The 18,264-nt window shown below is 35.2% G+C and carries 15 protein-coding genes; 12 read left to right on the forward strand and 3 right to left on the reverse strand.

The window, feature by feature from the left end:
- Positions 1–116: 116 nt before the first annotated feature.
- On the forward strand, positions 117–848 hold the full coding sequence (locus LNQ81_RS13685) for an MBL fold metallo-hydrolase (RefSeq protein WP_229947651.1): 732 nt from the start codon (positions 117–119) through the stop codon (positions 846–848).
- A 123-nt stretch (positions 849–971) separates the two neighbouring features.
- Here LNQ81_RS13685 and gltS read toward each other — a convergent pair whose 3' ends face one another.
- Entirely contained in the window at positions 972–2,180 is a 1,209-nt protein-coding gene (gltS, locus tag LNQ81_RS13690) for a sodium/glutamate symporter (RefSeq protein ID WP_229947653.1), read from the reverse strand.
- A gap of 250 nt (positions 2,181–2,430) precedes the next feature.
- Here gltS and guaA point away from each other — a divergent pair, with 250 nt between their 5' ends.
- From guaA to LNQ81_RS13710, 4 genes are all read left to right on the forward strand, one after another.
- Positions 2,431–3,957 (forward strand): glutamine-hydrolyzing GMP synthase, encoded by a 1,527-nt coding sequence (guaA, locus tag LNQ81_RS13695; protein WP_229947655.1) that lies wholly within the window; start codon positions 2,431–2,433, stop codon positions 3,955–3,957.
- 67 nt (positions 3,958–4,024) lie between these two features.
- On the forward strand, positions 4,025–6,067 hold the full coding sequence (locus tag LNQ81_RS13700; protein ID WP_229947657.1) for a LysM peptidoglycan-binding domain-containing protein: 2,043 nt from the start codon (positions 4,025–4,027) through the stop codon (positions 6,065–6,067).
- A 1-nt stretch (position 6,068) separates the two neighbouring features.
- Entirely contained in the window at positions 6,069–6,293 is a 225-nt protein-coding gene (locus LNQ81_RS13705) for a DUF3820 family protein (protein ID WP_229947658.1), read from the forward strand.
- A 362-nt stretch (positions 6,294–6,655) separates the two neighbouring features.
- Positions 6,656–7,945 carry an NAD(P)/FAD-dependent oxidoreductase gene (locus LNQ81_RS13710; protein WP_229947660.1) on the forward strand — a complete coding sequence of 430 codons (1,290 nt, stop codon included), beginning with the start codon at positions 6,656–6,658 and terminating at the stop codon, positions 7,943–7,945.
- A gap of 76 nt (positions 7,946–8,021) precedes the next feature.
- On the opposite strand, the gene LNQ81_RS13715 is transcribed toward LNQ81_RS13710, so the two are convergent.
- A complete protein-coding gene (locus LNQ81_RS13715) occupies positions 8,022–9,089 on the reverse strand; it encodes a DUF3810 domain-containing protein (RefSeq protein ID WP_229947662.1) in 1,068 nt (355 codons plus the stop codon).
- Between the two features lie 74 nt (positions 9,090–9,163).
- Here LNQ81_RS13715 and LNQ81_RS13720 point away from each other — a divergent pair, with 74 nt between their 5' ends.
- From LNQ81_RS13720 to LNQ81_RS13735, 4 genes are all read left to right on the forward strand, one after another.
- Positions 9,164–9,427, forward strand: coding sequence for a (2Fe-2S) ferredoxin domain-containing protein (locus tag LNQ81_RS13720; RefSeq protein ID WP_229947664.1), 264 nt, complete (start codon positions 9,164–9,166; stop codon positions 9,425–9,427).
- Positions 9,428–9,572: 145 nt separating this feature from the next.
- A complete protein-coding gene (locus LNQ81_RS13725) occupies positions 9,573–10,970 on the forward strand; it encodes a S41 family peptidase (protein WP_229947666.1) in 1,398 nt (465 codons plus the stop codon).
- A gap of 249 nt (positions 10,971–11,219) precedes the next feature.
- Entirely contained in the window at positions 11,220–11,777 is a 558-nt protein-coding gene (locus LNQ81_RS13730) for a hypothetical protein (RefSeq protein WP_229947668.1), read from the forward strand.
- A gap of 412 nt (positions 11,778–12,189) precedes the next feature.
- Positions 12,190–12,582 (forward strand): (deoxy)nucleoside triphosphate pyrophosphohydrolase, encoded by a 393-nt coding sequence (locus LNQ81_RS13735; RefSeq protein WP_229947670.1) that lies wholly within the window; start codon positions 12,190–12,192, stop codon positions 12,580–12,582.
- A gap of 208 nt (positions 12,583–12,790) precedes the next feature.
- Here the strand turns inward: LNQ81_RS13735 and LNQ81_RS13740 are convergent, their stop codons facing one another.
- Positions 12,791–15,193: an outer membrane beta-barrel family protein gene (locus LNQ81_RS13740; protein WP_229947671.1), complete on the reverse strand. Its 2,403-nt coding sequence runs from the start codon at positions 15,191–15,193 to the stop codon at positions 12,791–12,793.
- A gap of 248 nt (positions 15,194–15,441) precedes the next feature.
- On the opposite strand from LNQ81_RS13740, the gene LNQ81_RS13745 reads away from it, so the two are divergent.
- The 3 genes from LNQ81_RS13745 (at position 15,442) to LNQ81_RS13755 (ending at position 17,937) form a co-directional block, all read left to right on the forward strand.
- The gene (locus tag LNQ81_RS13745) at positions 15,442–16,026 is read left to right on the forward strand and encodes a GNAT family N-acetyltransferase (RefSeq protein WP_229947672.1); all 585 of its coding nucleotides are present in this window, start codon (positions 15,442–15,444) and stop codon (positions 16,024–16,026) included.
- 95 nt (positions 16,027–16,121) lie between these two features.
- Positions 16,122–17,207 (forward strand): sensor histidine kinase, encoded by a 1,086-nt coding sequence (locus LNQ81_RS13750; RefSeq protein ID WP_229947673.1) that lies wholly within the window; start codon positions 16,122–16,124, stop codon positions 17,205–17,207.
- Positions 17,179–17,937, forward strand: a complete 759-nt coding sequence (locus LNQ81_RS13755) for a LytR/AlgR family response regulator transcription factor (RefSeq protein ID WP_229947675.1) — start codon at positions 17,179–17,181, stop codon at positions 17,935–17,937. Before LNQ81_RS13750 ends, LNQ81_RS13755 begins: the two co-directional genes overlap by 29 nt.
- The last annotated feature ends 327 nt before the right edge of the window (positions 17,938–18,264 follow it).

Below are 18,264 nucleotides of genomic sequence, written 5' to 3' on the forward strand. Positions count from 1 at the left end.
CATCATCACAGGGGCAAACGTCTAGAAAATGTCTAGTAGACATTCTTAGTGATGGAGCCAGCCGGTGCGAGAGGGGACATCACAACATCACACCATCACAAAAAAAACATAACAAAATGAACATAGATATATTAACGATTAACGCCAAATCAGCAGAGGGGCAACCAGCTATCTTTAATCCAGTAGTAGTTGGGTTTGCTGATGGAACTTCCTATTTGATAGATTGTGGATTTACCTATAATTTTAAGGAGTTTAAGCAAGAGCTAGTTAGTTTAGGGCTAATGATAGCAGATCTAAAGGGGATTATTATATCTCATGATGATATAGACCACACAGAAGGATTGCATTGTTTTAAAGAAGAGTATGTAGCTCTGGAGGTAATTACTAGTGCTCTAGAGGCCGATTCTGTATCGGGTAAGGTAGATTCCCAGCGATTAGTACAGGTTAGAGAGAGTTTAGCACATGTGCCTATAGAGATGAAAGCTTGGGTAGAGGGCTTTATAGTAGATTTAGAAGCTGTTAAGCACTTTGAGGTAGATAGTACTTTACAGGATGGACAGCTATTTAAAGATACATTACAAGTTATAGCTACGCCAGGACATACTAAAGGGCATATTTCTTTCTTTGATACGGAAAGCAAGACGCTTATAGCAGCTGATGCAATCGTGGTAGAGAATGGTGAGTTCAATATAGCTAATGCTCAGTTTACTTTAGATATGGAGGCTGCACTAGCATCTGTAGAGAAGATCAAGGTACTTAAGCCTAGTCGTATTATTTGCTATCACGGTGGGGTAGTAGAGCAAGATATTGATAGGAAGTTAGAGCGATTGATTAAGAGATATAGTTAAGGAACGGATTACAAATCCGCACCAGCAGAGTAGGGACGATTACATTGCGTCTAAACAAAAAAGAGAAAGGCTACTTAAATCAAGTTTAAGTAGCCTTTCTCTTTATATTTTGTTTTCTATTTCCTATATAAATGTAACAAAGACATTTAAGATTAATGCGTTTAAGATATCAATAAAGAATGCACCTACCATCGGAATGATAAGGAATGCTTTAGGAGATGGCCCGAAACGGCTTGTCACTGCTTGTATATTCGCTACAGCAGTTGCAGTAGCTCCTAGTCCGAATCCACAGTGTCCTGCACTTAGCACGATAGCATCATAGTCTTTCCCCATGGCTCTATACGTTATAAAGTAAGCAAAGAATAACATCATCACTACTTGCACCACTAAGATAAGTAATACAGGTAAAGCAAGCTCTGTGATAGTCCACATCTTTAGAGACATTAAGGCACATGCTAAGAAGATTGATAAACCAGCATTACCCAGTATCTCTATAGATTCATCGTGCATCTTTACTTTAAACAGGTGAGGAAGTACATTTCTGATGACAACCCCTATGAATAAACACCATACGAAAGTAGGTAGTTTAAATGCGTATTGGGCATTCCAGTCTGCTAGATATTGTCCCACAACTAGACAAATCGAAAGAAACGTGATAGTCATCATTATGCTCTTATAGTTGACCTTTTTGTCTGTCACTACAGATGGAACAGAGATTTCATGTGTCTCATCATTTTCTTCTATTTGCTCTGGAGATAATTCCTTGTAATTGTTCTTGCGCAGTAGTTTATACGCTAATGGTCCACCGATAGTTCCTCCTAATATCAGTCCAAAAGTAGCACATGCCATACCGATATCTCTAGCTCCTACTAAAGGGTTAGCACTCGCCATAAATGTGTCAGCCCAACCTCCTGCAGTACCATGACCACCTGTAAGGGTAATCGAACCAGCAATTAATCCAAATCGAGGGTCAAGCTCTAACAAATAAGCTAAGGTGACTCCTAAGAAGTTTTGACAAATAATAAAAACAGCTGCTACCACTAGAAATATAATTAAGCTTTTTCCTCCTTTAAGTAGTGTTCTAAAATCTGCATTTAATCCAATAGAAGAGAAAAACACATACATCATCCCCTGTTGAATATCTTCATTGATAGTGAATACTTTACCTGAGATAGAATAAGCAGCCCATGATACCATAGCAACGATAAAACCACCTACAACAGGTTCGGGGATATTGAATTTTTGAAAAAAGTTTACTTTTTGAACTACAAAGTGCCCTAATAAAAGCACAAAGCAAGCAAGCATTAATGTTTCATAAATTCCAAAATCCATATAAGTCTGTTTTATTTAAATTACTATAAAAAAATAGAGTATTTGAGTACTCTCGGTCGCAAATATAAATAAACTAGGATGGAGTATCGCGAAAAAGTTAGTTTTATTGTGTTAAGGTTATTGAATTGTTATTTGTATTCTGCCATGGTAATGAGTGAGATGTAGTTTGATTGTCAGTTTAATTACAATCACAGTAAAGAAATTTGAATATCTTACTTTGAGATTAGTATATAAATAATTACTTTTGCGCATGCAACACAATGTACTTATTTTAGATTTTGGATCGCAATACACTCAGTTGATTGCGAGAAGAGTTCGCGAGTTAAACATATTCTGCGAAATCTTTCCTTACAATGATATGCCTAAAGATTTGACAGAATATAAAGCTGTTATCTTATCAGGTAGTCCTTATTCAGTTCGCTCAGAAGAAGCGTTACACCCAGATTTATCAAACATTAAAGGAAAAATGCCTTTATTAGCAGTGTGCTATGGTGCACAGTATTTGGCTCATTTCTTCGGTGGAGAAGTAGCACCATCAGATACTCGTGAGTATGGTAGAGCTAATCTAGACTTCATCGCAGAGGATGATTTCTTTAAGGGGATTCCTCATAATAGTCAAGTGTGGATGAGCCACAGTGATACAATCAAACAATTACCTACTAATGGTGTACTTTTAGCAAGTACTAAGGATGTGAAGAACGCTGCTTATAAAGTAGAAGCAGAACAAACTTATGCTATTCAGTTTCACCCAGAAGTTTATCACTCTACAGACGGAGCACAGCTGTTGAAAAACTTCTTAGTAGATATCGCAGGAGTTAATCAAGACTTTACTCCAAGTGCTTTCGTAGAAGAAACAATCGCGGATTTAAGAAATAAAATCGGAACAGAAAAAGTAGTATTAGCTTTATCTGGAGGTGTAGATTCAACAGTAGCTGCTGTATTATTACACAAAGCTATCGGAGAGAACCTATACTGTATTTTCGTTAATAATGGACTATTGCGTAAAAACGAGTTCCAAAACGTATTAGATCAATACAACGGAATGGGATTAAACGTAAAAGGTGTAGACGCTACAGATCGCTTTATGGAAGCTTTAGCTGGTCTAGAAGATCCAGAATTAAAACGTAAAGCTATCGGTAAATCATTTATTGATGTATTTGATGATGAATCAAAATTAATAGACGATGCTACATTCTTAGGTCAAGGTACTATCTATCCTGACGTCATAGAGTCTATTTCTGTTAAAGGACCTTCTGCAACTATCAAATCTCACCATAACGTAGGGGGATTACCTGACTTTATGAAGTTGAAAATAGTAGAGCCTTTGCGCATGTTATTTAAAGATGAAGTACGTAGAGTAGGAGCTTCTTTAGGTATTGATCCTGAGTTATTAGGAAGACACCCTTTCCCAGGACCTGGATTAGCGATTAGAATCTTAGGTGATATCACACAAGAGAAAGTACGTCTATTACAAGAAGTAGATGCTATCTTTATCGAAGGACTAAAAGAGCATGGTCTTTATAACTCAGTATGGCAGGCAGGAGCAATCCTTTTACCTGTTAATAGTGTAGGTGTTATGGGAGATGAGCGTACCTATGAGAAGGTAGTAGCTCTTAGAGCTGTAGCTTCTACTGATGGTATGACAGCTGACTGGGTACACTTACCTTATGAGTTCTTAATGGAAATATCAAATAAAATAATTAACCGCGTAAAAGGTGTAAACAGAGTGGTTTACGATATTAGTTCTAAACCGCCTGCAACAATTGAGTGGGAATAATTTAAATAATTGAATAAGTCGCTGTAACTTTGTTATAGCGACTTTTCGCTTTTATAATTCGACGCTAATGAAAAAGAAGTTATTTATAGCCTTAACGGCATTTGTTTTTACATCCTCTGTTTTTGCCCAAGCTGGGTCATTTATTCAATATCGAGTTAATAAGGGGGATACAGTGAGTAAAGTCTCTAGGGATTATGATATTCCTGTGGGAGAAATCCTTAAGTATAATCCTGATGCGAAAAATGGAATTAACGAGAATAGTTTTCTGCTAATTCCTACCAAAGACTTTATAGCAAAAGAAAAGAATAAGAGTGCTAATCCTCTATTAAAGGAGAAAGATAGCGCAAAAGCAAATAATACTTCTACTAGCAAGGGTTTACACATGGTACAACCTAAGGAAACTCTATACAGTATTAGCAAAAAGTATGGAGTGACAGTAGATAATCTACACGCGTGGAATCCTACGTTAAAAACGACAGGACTATTAGCTGATAGCGAAATTATTGTTGCACCTAATTACAAGAAGAATAGTTCTACTGATGTAACTAGTTTTGACCAAAATATTCCAAAAAAAATACCTGCTACATTACCCTCGTCATCAGCCGATACAATAAAAGATATTAATAATATTTACTATAGAACTATAGATGTAGAACCACAAGCTACTTTGTATAGCTTAGCAGTGGTATATAATACGTCTGTACAACGTCTGTTGGAACTTAATCCTGAACTTAAGGATGGATTAAAAAGCGGACAGTCTATCAAGGTTCCTGCTTATGGATTCCAATCTAAAGCTAAAGTAGTAGAGGTAACTCCTAAACCTAGCCAAACTAAGTTTATAAAGCTAATAGTTGAACCCCAACAAACACTTTATAGCATTAGTCGTAAATATGACGTACCAGTCAAGGAATTGATTAAACTTAATCCAAGCTTACAAGACGGGTTGAAAAGTGGCATGGAACTATTAGTGCCAAGTACTGGTAAAGAAGTAATACAGGAGGTAACACATGGTAATATTACTCTTCCAGAAGCAACTGGTGGTTTTGTTGATTTAAGTGACTCTATTACTCGATCTGAACGCAAAGAATTAGCCTTATTACTGCCGTTTAATATTGATAAAGTAGGAGCAGATGCAGACGCAAAACTTGGGTCTGATGCCTTTTTAAATATGACTTTAGACTTCTATTCTGGTGCTAAGTTAGCAGTAGAATATGCAGAGAGTTTAAACTTGCCATTGACAGTGAATGTATATGACTCTAATGAGACCAAGTCTAGCAGTGGTGTGAAGGATATATTTAAAAATAAAGACTTTAACGATACGGATGTTATCATAGGACCTTTTTATCAAAGTAATGTGGACGAAGCAGTGAAGAATTTGCCTAATGATAAAGTGATTCTAGTATCTCCATTGTCTAATGAAAAAGCAACATCATCTAATCGTTTAGTGCAAACAATGCCTTATAGTGATGTGCTTAAAAAGCAATTGATAGATTACTTTAAAAACTCAGGTGCGAAGATAACTGTAGTGGTTGATGATAAAAAACAATCAACAAAGCAGTTTATGCAAAAGCATTTCTCTGATATTAAAGTAGTCAGTACATCTCAAATTAGCGAATTAGACAAGACATTAGTTAAAGATAAAAAGAATGTATTTATCTTAGATTCCAATAGTATCGCTTCTGCTTTATTGTTTACAGATAGATTAAAGAATAAAGTGAAGGATTATGATATACAGATTGCCTCTTTTGATAAATCTGATATATTCGATTATAACGAAATCAAAATACAGACTTTAGTTGACTTAAAGTACACTTTCCCTTCTGTAACAAGAGATGCGGGTGAGTCTAAGTCAGAATCACTATTTGCACAAGAGTATAAAAATAAATATAACGTATATCCTAACCGCTTTGCAACAAGAGGTTTTGATGTGACACTAGATGTAATCTTGAGAATGTTCCAACAAGAGGAATTTCTTCAGACTTCGGCAAAGAAATCACAAGAGATAGAGAACCGATTCGTCTATGGTAGAAATCCTGAAGGCACAGTGCGTAATACAGGTGTTTATTTATTACAGTACGACAGTGATTTAAATGTAAAGGTGATTAATTAGTATGATCAATAATGAAAAGTATCTAGTAGAGTTAGCACATACTAAAATGCCATATGGCAAATATGAAGGGTGGTATCTAATAGATTTGCCAGAGTATTACGTCGTTTGGTACCATAATAAGGGATTTCCTAAGGGGAAGCTAGGAGAGCAGCTAGCTTTAATCTACGAGTTGAAGCTAAATGGTCTAGAACAATTGATCAGAAATATTCGAAACAATTTTAAATAATTAAAATATAGAAAAAAGGACAGGTTATCGTAATAATCTGTCCTTTTTTTGTTTAGTTAGAGACAGGTCTTTATGCAGTTGAATTTACGAAAATAAATTGTACACAAAAGAAAGCTGTTATATTTTTCTAAAAGTATAGATAACCTTAGTATTTATTAAAATAATTGTATTATTAGTTTTTTGGCATTAGAAGTATAAGTTCTATAATGAGGTTAGTTAGGATTATCAAATTGATAAAAAAAAGTACTGATAACCTCGTATGTGGTAATAGAGAGGGGTTTTTTTGATGTTGTTTAGGAAACTCAAAAGAGGTTTAATGCAAATTAATTATTGTAAATTTGCAAGGTAAAAATCGAGTGATTATGATGAATATTCCTACTTCAGATCGACCACGTGTTGTTATTATCGGCGGTGGTTTTGGGGGATTAGCGCTTGCTAAGAAACTAAAGAATAAAAACTTTCAAGTTGTACTTTTAGATAAGCATAACTACCATACTTTTCAACCGTTGTTATATCAAGTAGCAACAGGAGGATTAGAGTCGGGATCTATTGCTTACCCTATCCGTAAGGTAGTACAAAACTATGATCAGATCTTCTTTAGAGTCGCTAATGTACAGCGTATAGATACAGAGAATAAAAAGGTTATAGCAGATATTGGTACGATTTTTTATGATTATGTAGTAATCGCTACAGGATCTAAGACGAACTTCTTTGGTAATGAGAATATTACCAAGAACAGTATGGCGATGAAGACTATTCCTGAGTCTCTAGATATCCGTAGTTTAGTATTAGAGAACTTCGAAGCAGCTCTTCTGACTACTGATGATCAAGAGCAAAAGGCGTTAATGAACTTCGTTATCGTAGGTGCAGGACCAACAGGAGTAGAGCTAGCAGGAGCTTTAGCAGAGATGAAAAACCATGTATTGCCAAAGGATTATCCAGACTTAGATTTTAATAAGATGCAAATTCACGTAGTGCAAGGAGCCAATAAGGTCTTGGATGCCATGAGTGAGAAGTCTTCTAAAAAGGCACAAGAATTCCTTGAGAAACTAGGAGTGAAGGTATATTTAGGAGAGATCGTTACAGATTATCAAGATAAAGTAGTGCATACTAAGTCAGGTATGCAGTTTGCTGCAGAGACGATGATATGGACTGCTGGGGTGATGGGAGCCGCTGTAGATGGTTTTGACACTACAGTTATTCAACGAGGTAATAGAATCAAAGTAAACGAGTTCAATCAAGTAGAAGGCTTCACAGATATATTTGCTATCGGTGATGTCGCAACTATGATGACTGAAAAGACACCTATGGGACACCCTATGATGGCTCAACCAGCTATTCAACAAGGGGAATTGTTAGCGAACAACTTGATCAGACTCAGAGAAGGACAACCTCTAAAGTCATTTACTTATGTAGATAAAGGATCTATGGCGACTATCGGACGTAACAAAGCAGTGGTAGACTTACCGAAGTTTCAGTTTAGTGGGTTCTTCGCTTGGTTCGTGTGGATGTTCGTACATTTAATGTCTCTAATCGGATTTAGAAATAAATTAGTTGTGTTTTGGAACTGGTTATATAACTATATGATGTTTGATAGACAGGCACGTCTTATCATTCGCCCATTTAAGAATAAAGAAAATCAACGCGAATAGTCTAGATAAGACACTGATTAAAGTATAAAAAAAAGCCTACAAACTTGTTATAAGATTGTAGGCTTTTTTTGTGGAGTTAAATAGGATTCTTTAAATCATAATTAATCAGAAGATCAACGAACTTGTTATAAGATTGCAAACCTTCTTTTTGGTTGTTAAGCTTCAGGAAACTATTGTAAAACACCTTAAAGAAAGTATCAGTAAAATTTTTATATTCACTCCAGAAGACAATATTCTCATTCAGATTCTGCTTTACGCCAGGTCGTATTGTTTTTAAAAGATCTTGTACCTCAGAAGACTCTATATCGTTGATATTGGAAATACAGTATCTAAGTGCGTAAATGATGGCAGCGTATTGATATGCTAAGTCCTGCTGATTATAAGACGCCATAAAGCCTATGAAGTTCGCATCGCTTTCTTTAGCGAAGCCTAGTTGATGCGACAGTTCGTGAGATGCCGTTACGATTAAGGTAAGAGTAGGTACTTTACTATTGACCTGAGCCTCTAGTGTAAACGGATTTATATATCCCGAAAATCCCATATACGTTAGGGGTAAGCTAAATAAAGACTCTTTAATTGCCAGTGTTTTAGTATGATCTATATTGTGCAAGAAGCTTACTTGCTCCACACCCTTTTTGCTGTCTTTTAGGATTGTGTTGATATCCTGTTTTAGGTATACACCTACTAGGGTATCTTTAGTGATAGCTAATTGCAGTAAATTAGCCTTTTTAATCAACTTATTTGTTAGTGTGATAAGTTGATCTTCATCATACCCTGTTTCTATCTCTAATTGGCTTTCTAGGCTAGGACGGTAGTTATTTAATCCCCAACCTAAGTTAAATAGAATGTAAAACACAGTAATGAACTTTAAAGCAAGACTACCACAAGCCATACTAATCTTCTTCCAACCTTTATTCTCTTTAATTGCCTTGTATAGTTTATAGATAAGAAATACCCCGACTACTAGATACAGTACATCACCTAAAGAAAAGGGAAGAAGGGAGGTAACCGTATTAAATATTTTACAGAGATAGTAGTAAAACCCTGTCGTGTAGTTGGTCTCTATCCACTGTGGATAAGAGGTAATTATATTGAACGCAACGATAGAAAAAACAAACAAGAGTAACCAATACTTTAATTTCATAAAACTGTGATAAAATTCGTTTAATTAATTTAGAATAGATAAAAATAGATATATTTGTATCAAATTCTAAAACTATGAGTAAAGTTAAGAAAGGTGAGAGAACTATCTTCGTTTGCGATGGAAAAAAATGCTGTAGATATAATGAAGAGACTAAGAGTTGCTTTAAAGCCTTATTAGAAGAAAGCGGACTTTCTGACGATTACTCTGTGTGTAAGATGAAATGCCAAGGAATGTGTAAAAGCGCTCCTGTGGTGTATATCTCTAGCCACGACAAGTATAAAAAAGAAGTCGGAGCCAAGAAAGCAAAGAAGATTTTCCAGGAATACATAATCGCTTAATTATAGTATTACCGTAATATTCTATAACAGAGAAACAAGGCTATTTAGTTATACTAGATAGCCTTGTTTTTTTTATTAAATTGTGTGTCAATAAAAATGTCCAATATTTAAGTATATTTGGTCGTTATCACAAACCAATTAATTAATGAGAATAAAGGTCTTACTTACGATATTGTACGTATTTATGTTTAATATAATCTATGCTCAAAATGGAATAGATTATATTTCTAGAGAGGATTTAAATAAAGAATTTGATTTTCTAGTAGAGGCAATAAAAAATACTCATCCAAATCCTTATCAGACAATATCTGAAAAGGAGTTTGTACAACAAACAGTAACTATTAAGGAGAGCTTTAAAGATTCTTTAACAACGAAAGAGTATTATAGAGTGATAGCTCCATTTGTTGCGTCCTTAAATGATGGACATACTAGATTAGCTTTCCCAGGTCGGAAGTTGTTGCATTCAGAAGATAATCTGTTTCCTTATATTATTAAAGCAAGTATTGATAGTCCTTTTTTAAAGGTTACAGAAAATATTGATAATGAGTTTGTTCAAATTCCTGTTGGTGCTGAAATATTAAAAATAGGAGGTATCTCTTCTGAACAAATCATTCAGAAGATAATAGATAATACCAGTGGAGAGAGTAAGGAGTACAGATTAAAAATGGGAGCAGATTTTAATATGTTTGCTTTTGTTTTTGGGACTTTCTATGATTTAGAAGAGCAAGTCTATGTTGATTATATTTATGAAGGTGAGTCGATTAGTAAAAAGGTTCCTACAGTTACTTTACAAAGATTAATGAATATTGCTAAAAATAGAAAAGCTGATCCAGTTAGTTCTATTGCTATAACTAATTATACTTTATCGTTAATACCTGAAAAAAGCACTGCTATTTTAGATATCCGTTATTTGGGAGAAAAGAAGGAGTTTGAACAATTTTTAAAAGAGAGCTTTAAAACTATTAATGAAGCTAAAATTAAAAAGATTGTGATTGATATTCGAGAGAATGGTGGTGGAAATTCTTTATTAGGTGATGAGTTGTTAAAATATTTATCACCTACACCTTTTAGACAATTTGATCGAACAGTAGTGAAGTATAGTCAATTACAAAAGGAGATTTATGCTAATCGCTGCCAGAATAATCAGCAAAATTGCGATTTGTATAACTATATCAATACAAAGCAAAATGGAGAACTAGAGATCTTAACTGTAAAAGATTTGGTTATACCTCATCTAGCAGAAGATCGTTTCCAAGGAAAAGTTTATTTGCTGACTAGTAGAAGAACTTTTTCTTCTGCTATGAACTTAGCACAAGCTTTTAAATATTATAAGTTGGGTGAGATAGTTGGGGAAGAAACAGGAGGGTATTTGGTTTCATTTGGGGATTTGATAAGTATTAATTTACCTGTAACTAATTGGAATTTTGCTATTTCTACTAAGAAGTTCTATACTGTTGGATCAAAAGAAACAGATTCACATGGTGTAGTACCTGATATAAGAATCAATGCAATTAATGCATTAGATTATGCAAAGAAGAATTAAGAAACAAGGCTATTTAGTTATACTAGATAGCCTTGTTTTTTTAGGGTTTACAGTTTTAACTCTGCGTTTAAAAGACTAATATTCTTACGAAGTGATAAAATGAAGTGTCCTCTTAAACCTAATTATCGCTGCAAAGTCTCTCGACTTTCGGCTAATTATCTCAAATATTTGACATCTATCTCCTTTACTTTTGTGATTAAGACAGATAATGCCTATGTTTAGGCTCTTAAAACTAATCTAACCCTATTTATGAAAAACATCATTGTTTTGGCAACCGCTTTATTATTTACAATTAGCTCTTTTGCCCAAAAAGAACCTACTAACCCAGAGAAGTTCTTAGCGTCATTAAGTGCACATTGTGGTAAAGCATATAAAGGACAAGTAGTATCTCCTAATGTACCTGCAGACTTTAACGACAAAGAATTACTAATGAAAGTTATCTCGTGTAAAGCAGACGAAGTAAAGATCTCATTCTTTGTAGGAGAAGATCTGTCTCGCACGTGGATCTATACACTAGTGGATGGAAAAGTAAAGCTGAAGCACGATCACAGACTTCAAGATGGTACACCTGATCAGATCACGATGTATGGTGGTACAGCTACTAATACAGGTTTTGCAGATATGCAATTCTTCCCTTCTGATCAGCAGACTGTTGATATGATGAGCTCTATAGCAGGTAATGTATGGTGGGTAACTATCAGTGATAATATTTATACTTACAATCTAAAGAGAGTGGATAAGACTAGCTTCTTCAGTGTATCTTTTGACTTGTCAACGCCTGTGGTGACAGATAAGATGCCTTGGTAAAATTAAGGATATAAACGAAAAAAGCCTCATCAGATTTCTCTTTTGAGGCTTTTTTCTTCATAGCAATTTAATTTATTTTTAATTGTGGGGCAATTATTGTTTCAAATTTGGATAGGCTTTATACCTTTGTTCTTACATCCTGCAAAAAGGAATCAAAGAATATTTAGTGGTTAAAAGCATGGCAAATGTAGAGGTATATCTCAAATGGTGCAATTGTTAGAACTCCATATTAACATAAAGTATACCTTTTGTATAACATAAAATTAGGTTGTAAAACTGCTTATAATTATATTTTTTTAATATAAGTTGTTTGTTTGTAGTGTTTTATAAGGTGATTTAGTTGTTGTTGTCTTTGGATTGTGTAAATTATATATTTGGTTGGTGTATTTATAAATGTTAAAAAACAATAGTGATGTTAAGAGTTATATGTGCCATAATAGAGTGTGATGAGAAAGTTTTAATCGCTCAACGAAGTGATAAAATGCTATTACCGCTTAAATGGGAGTTTCCAGGTGGAAAAGTTGAAGTAGGAGAGAGCGATCACGACTGTATTATCAGAGAGATTAAGGAAGAGCTAAATCTAGATATTACAGTATTAGATCGACTTACACCAGTAACACATCATTATGATACTTTCTCCTTAGAATTAATTCCCTTTGTTTGTCAAGCCAATACACAAGTGTTTGAGAATACAGAACACGCACAAGTACTATGGGTAAACCCTAAAGTGTTAATGAGGTATGATTGGGCAGAAGCTGATATCCCTATCGCAAAAGAATATTCGCTATCGCTATATTCTAATTAACAATGCTTGCCTTTTAGGCAGCATTAGGGATAGATACGCCCTATCCAGTAGCCATAATCCGTGCCGTGTATTTCCCACAGTAACCATATCCCATATCATATTTCAACAAAAAAGGGCATCTATACAGACACCCCCCTTTGCGGTCAATTACTATATGTTAAAAGAATAAACATACCTCATCGACCTATTGAAACATAGTTATTGATGGTTATTTTATGATTTTAATAGGAGTATGCCCCTTGTTGATCGTTGTATCTTCTTGTTGCTCTTTTTTATTCTTTCCTCCGAAGTTATAAGTAATTCCAAATTTGAATACACGCATATCGTTCTTCACAGTGAAATTAGTCAACTGATTAGGATTTTCTAAGACAGTAGTGCGTACTCCTCCTGTCTTAAACAAATCACTTACTGCTAGTGTAGCAGTGAACTTCTCATCTAAGAACTTCTTACTTACCCCAAGGTTTACCTCTGCTAAAGAGCGATATTTAAAGTTAGAATCTATCCCTCCGTTTTGGTACCAAGCCGTTAGCTCGATGCTGATATTCTGAGGTAGCTTGAAGTTGTTATACGTGAATACACCTATACTATTTTTGTTCTCATTCACAAGGTTGTTATCATATCTAGTATTGTAGTAATATACCCCGTGGTAGTTCTCCCACCAATTAATAGTAGGTATAGGCATTGATAAAGAAGCTTGCCACTCACTTCTACTTTTGCCATTTATACTCGTGAAGTAAGCCTTGTTAAGCCCTTCATTAAAATAGCTGTATAGCATCGGATCAGTTATTCTACTATATCCTAAACTCAAATCAATAAAACCTAGAAACTGCTGATTGACCTCTATATTATTAGAATATTCAGGCTGTAGATTAGGGTTACCCATAGAAGTCGTGGTACTGTTTAGGTATCGCACCGCAGGGTTAAGCTTATCAAATTCAGGTCTTTCTATTCGTCTAGAGTAAGATGCCATCACAGCATAGTTATCATTAGCGGTATAAGTTACCTGTACAGTAGGGAATAGCGAGAAGTAATCTTGTTTTACTAACTTCTTGTGATTTAGTGTATCACCAGATATATGTGTATATTCTCCTCTTAATCCTGCTGTGATAGCCCATCTGTCAAAGTTCATATCTAACGAACCATAGAAAGCGTGAACCCCTGTTTTATATTCAAACTCACTCTTTCTTATATTATTTACCGCATTGCCATTATTGATAAGTGTTCTTAGACGTTCATCTGTTTGGAGAACAGTGTAATTGCTCTTGACGCCAAACTCTATTTTACCACTCGTATTCTCTTGTTCCCAAAGATGTTTTTGGTAATCTGATTTAAAGTTAAACTCTTTTCGATCAGTAGGGTAGGTATTGTGTTGTTTGGCTAGCAGCGCATTTGGACGCAAGGTATTGCCATTGTTCCCAAAGATGTAATCATTTACATCTGCCTTGACATAAACAGTTCCCACTGAAGTAGTCCAATTCTCTTTCTCTGCTACTTTTACCTTATAGGTTAAATCTGCTGTAAAATTGGTTAGTTTGCTCTTGCTTTGATTCTTCTGAATTGACTGTTGAGTAGCAGTACCTATTGCTCCAAAGTCAATAGCTGTGTTCACTGTACTTGGCGTATCGTTATAATCAACTGACGTTTTTAGACTAAGCATATTACCGTTGTCAAATGTTCTGTCAACGCCTAGTTTGACTAAGTGTGATCTACTGTTAACGAAAGTGCGTTGAGATTGGTTAAGCCATTGTTTATCTAATGTAGTAAGCTCTTTCTTCTCATAATTTTCTCGTAGTCTATCAGGTGCATAACTAAAAGAGTAAAGAAAGTTATAGTTCCAATGCTCATTTCCATACCCAAGACTTAACGAATGATCTGTACTTACTTTTTTACTCACTCCCACAGTAGAGTTCACCGTTCCATAGAACCCTTGTACTAGCTTCTTTTTAGAGATAATGTTAATCACTCCGCCTGTACCAGACGCATCTATATTCGCAGGAGGTATATTCATAATCTCAATAGACTCTAGCGTAGCACCAGGAGTACCTTTCAATATTGTCTTAAGTTGTTCAGCAGACAGTTGCGTAGGTTGTCCATCCATTAAGACCGTCACTCCAGACTTTCCCTTAATCTTAAGTTCCCCGCTTTGACTGATTGTTACCCCAGGTAGTGTTTTGAGCACATCATAAGCAGACTGTGTATTGGCTAGACTACTCTGCTCGATGTTTAAAGTAGCCTTACCGGGAGTTACTTTTAACGCCTTTCTGTGGCTTGTGATCATCACCTCGTCTAAGATATTCTCATCAGGAGTCATTACTAAATTTAGAGGAGTATTGACCCTTGAGATATCCACCTTTAGTATTAGATCTTTATAACCTATGAAACTACTAGTTAGCTTGTAATTTCCCGTTGATTTAATAGCATCAAAGCTAAAACTGCCATCTTCTTCACTCGTGATGAAGTATTCTTCTTTTGCATTATTAGTAGCTTGTAGTACTAGAGTCGCCCAGCCGATAGGAGCAGATTGACTATCCTTAAGCATACCTTTTAACTGAGACTGTGCCCATAGAGGTATGCTGATTATACACAGAAGTATAATTAATATCTTTTTCATCTTGAAATAGTATTAGCGGTTATTTCAAAGGCAAATGTATACTGAACATCCACTCTTTTTTTTTGGTTTTACATCAAGTAACATATTTTTATACTAAAGCTATTTAAAATGCGACTATAGTGTTGTTCAGGGAGAAAAGCACCTATAATTACTGTATAAACACTTCGTGTGCAAAAAATGTCAGTTGATGTATCTATCTATATATCGAAGAACTCCACTGCATTACATTTGCACCAAATAGAGGAGTTATGAGAATTAATAGATATTTGAATAAAGGGTATCGCTCTACTGCGGCGATGATCTTAGTACAAGCTTTTAAGAATAAATTATTAGGAATATTAGGAACAGAAGAGCAGTTATATAAAGTGATCTTACAGTCGATAGATGCTAAGCATATAGTGGTAGCTCGATCTAGTGAAGGGGAACTTATCGGTGTGGCAGCTTATCAGTATAATGGCAAGTTTACCCTTGATATCACCCTGAGTACGATGATTGAAGTCTACGGATTCTGGAGGGGAATACAAAAGATGTTTATGCTATTCACTCATTTTCCGACTAAGCGAGATATTTCTACACTCTATGTAGATGCCTTAGCTGTAGATGCTCGCTTTAGGGGACAGGGAGTAGGGCAACTTCTGCTTAAAGAAATAGAAAAAATAACCATAGAGGAGAACCTCAGTTTTGTCTCTCTAGATGTGGTCAAAGAAAATACTCGTGCAAAAGAACTTTATGAGAAAGTAGGTTTCGTAGAGGTGAAATATGAAGAGCTTGATACTAAGTCAAGTGATAGACTAGGTTTCTCAGGGTATTACTATATGATGAAGTTGGTTTAACTATACTTCAGTTTAGCTTAGTGTAGAATGAGAATAGTATTTTGTCACTTGAAGTTTTTTGTTTAAATTACTAATCAGTACATTATTACCTTTGAATGATGAGTGAAGTGAGTAAACAAGAGCACAAGAATTGGAAATACAGAGCTTGGCTAACCCTATTTGTGGCGCTATTCTTTATTTTTTCCTTGTATATCGTCAGTACAGCAGATCAGTATCAGATTGTATCCTTTGAGAGTGGATATACATTCACTGCAGATGTGATATGGTTCATCGTTATAAGTTGGGTAGTGACTACACTGGGGATATTTATATCTGATAAGTTACCGATGAAGACCTATTCTATTAAAGAACTAGCGCGCTTATGGACGTTACAGATACTTATAGGCGTACTTATCTTCTTGTCATTAGTGATTATAACGGACTATTATCTAATCGATGCAGATTATGTAGCTAAAGATGATTGGGTAGAGGTTAGACAGTTTTTATTTATTGGTGTTTGTCTAATGATTATTATTATGGTTATCCACAACGGGAGAAAACTTATCAGGCTATGGAAAGACTCTGTTTATGAAAACTCACAGATGAAAGAGATTATGTTACAATGTCAAGTAGCTTCTCTAAAAGCACAGCTAGATCCTCACTTTATGTTTAACAACTATAGTGTGCTAGGAAGTCTAATCAAAGAAGACAGTGAGAAAGCAAGCCAATTCTTAGAACGATTATCGGATGTACACCGTTACTTACTTAGTAATCTAGAACACGACTTGGTCAGCTTAGCCAAAGAAATACAGTTCTTAATAGACTATTTTTACCTGATGAAGATACGCTTCGGTGATAGTATACAAGTTGATGTAAGTGTCAAACCCGAATTATTGGGGATGAAGATACCGCCGATGACCTTACAACTATTGCTAGAGAATGCCATAAAATATAATAAAGCAACTAAGAAAAGTCCCCTCAATATCAAGATTTATGGGGAAGAAGAATATTTAGTGATTGAGAATAATTTGCAACTACTAAATAACCTTCCTCATTCTTCTAAATTAGGACTGACTAATATAAGGAAGAGATACCAACTCGTCGAAGATAGAGAAGTGGTGATAGAACAGACAGAATCAGTATTTAGAGTAAGAATCCCTTTGTTACAAGATTATGATAAGAGCATTAATAGTAGAAGATGAACAGTATAATGCGCAGCACCTAATAGGGCTGTTAAGTGAGATAGACCCTACTATAGAGATAGTCGCTGTGATAGAAGGGGTAGAAGACTGTATAGAACGCTTAGAGACTGATCATAACATAGATCTTATCTTTATGGATATCAGGCTGTGTGACGGTGTGTGCTTCGAGATATTTGATGCAATAGAGGTAGAGATACCTATTGTATTCACTACTGCGTATGATCAATATGCCTTACAGGTATTCCAAGTTAATAGTATAGATTATTTGCTAAAACCCATCAAGAAAGTTGCCTTGGCACAAAGCATAGACAAGTACAAGAAACTACATAAACTACAAGCCTTCGACAAGAGTATCTTAAACAATCTGAGTGAAGTAATGCTCGGCAAAAAAGAAAACTATAGAATGCGCTTCCTCTTGAGTAATAACGATCGTTATAAAGTTATCCAAACTCAAGATGTCGCTTATATCTATACAGAGTTTCGCTTGTCAAAAGCAGTGATGTTCGACAAATCAGAACACGTGCTACCCTTCACAATGGAAGAGCTAGAAACCGAACTTGATCCAAAGCGATTCTTCAGAGCCTCTAGACAATATCTAGTCAGCTATGAAAGCATCAAAACAATACAAAACAACCTTAATAGCAAGGTCAGTATTATCCTAAATAACAATGTAGAAGTTGATCTAAGTAGAGAACGCACAAGAGCTATAAAGCAATGGCTAGACACCTAGGCCCTTCAGGGAGTTAGGAGTTATAAATTAGGAGTTAGGAATTTTTTGCCCTTCGGGCAATAGGGACAGCCATCGCGATGGTAAAACTATCTGTCCCCTGTATTTGCTCACACCATCATGGTGTCTTTATCTAAACAATTCTGAGTGTGTGCCTAGTGATTATAAAGCCCTCTGTCAAGTCTGAAAGAGCCTGCTTTTTTCGTTTCTTTAGTATTCATAAGTATATAAATGTATTTATATGTAATACAAAAATATACAATAATTAGATGTAATACTGTTTCTTAAGACATCTTTTAACGCTTTAGAAGGGTGTTTTTCAGCTACTAC

This window comes from Myroides oncorhynchi (assembly GCF_020905415.1).
GTDB lineage: Bacteria > Bacteroidota > Bacteroidia > Flavobacteriales > Flavobacteriaceae > Flavobacterium > Flavobacterium oncorhynchi_A.

What these genes read in the sequence shown, in the direction of transcription:
- LNQ81_RS13685 (WP_229947651.1), top strand. Translation starts at nt 117, where the DNA reads ATGAACATAGATATATTAACGATTAACGCCAAATCAGCAGAGGGGCAA.
- LNQ81_RS13735 (WP_229947670.1), top strand. Translation starts at nt 12,190, where the DNA reads ATGTTAAGAGTTATATGTGCCATAATAGAGTGTGATGAGAAAGTTTTA.
- LNQ81_RS13715 (WP_229947662.1), bottom strand. Translation starts at nt 9,089, where the DNA reads ATGAAATTAAAGTATTGGTTACTCTTGTTTGTTTTTTCTATCGTTGCG.
- LNQ81_RS13725 (WP_229947666.1), top strand. Translation starts at nt 9,573, where the DNA reads ATGAGAATAAAGGTCTTACTTACGATATTGTACGTATTTATGTTTAAT.
- gltS (WP_229947653.1), bottom strand. Translation starts at nt 2,180, where the DNA reads ATGGATTTTGGAATTTATGAAACATTAATGCTTGCTTGCTTTGTGCTT.
- LNQ81_RS13740 (WP_229947671.1), bottom strand. Translation starts at nt 15,193, where the DNA reads ATGAAAAAGATATTAATTATACTTCTGTGTATAATCAGCATACCTCTA.
- LNQ81_RS13755 (WP_229947675.1), top strand. Translation starts at nt 17,179, where the DNA reads ATGATAAGAGCATTAATAGTAGAAGATGAACAGTATAATGCGCAGCAC.
- LNQ81_RS13705 (WP_229947658.1), top strand. Translation starts at nt 6,069, where the DNA reads ATGATCAATAATGAAAAGTATCTAGTAGAGTTAGCACATACTAAAATG.
- LNQ81_RS13700 (WP_229947657.1), top strand. Translation starts at nt 4,025, where the DNA reads ATGAAAAAGAAGTTATTTATAGCCTTAACGGCATTTGTTTTTACATCC.
- LNQ81_RS13730 (WP_229947668.1), top strand. Translation starts at nt 11,220, where the DNA reads ATGAAAAACATCATTGTTTTGGCAACCGCTTTATTATTTACAATTAGC.
- LNQ81_RS13720 (WP_229947664.1), top strand. Translation starts at nt 9,164, where the DNA reads ATGAGTAAAGTTAAGAAAGGTGAGAGAACTATCTTCGTTTGCGATGGA.
- guaA (WP_229947655.1), top strand. Translation starts at nt 2,431, where the DNA reads ATGCAACACAATGTACTTATTTTAGATTTTGGATCGCAATACACTCAG.
- LNQ81_RS13745 (WP_229947672.1), top strand. Translation starts at nt 15,442, where the DNA reads ATGAGAATTAATAGATATTTGAATAAAGGGTATCGCTCTACTGCGGCG.
- LNQ81_RS13710 (WP_229947660.1), top strand. Translation starts at nt 6,656, where the DNA reads ATGATGAATATTCCTACTTCAGATCGACCACGTGTTGTTATTATCGGC.
- LNQ81_RS13750 (WP_229947673.1), top strand. Translation starts at nt 16,122, where the DNA reads ATGATGAGTGAAGTGAGTAAACAAGAGCACAAGAATTGGAAATACAGA.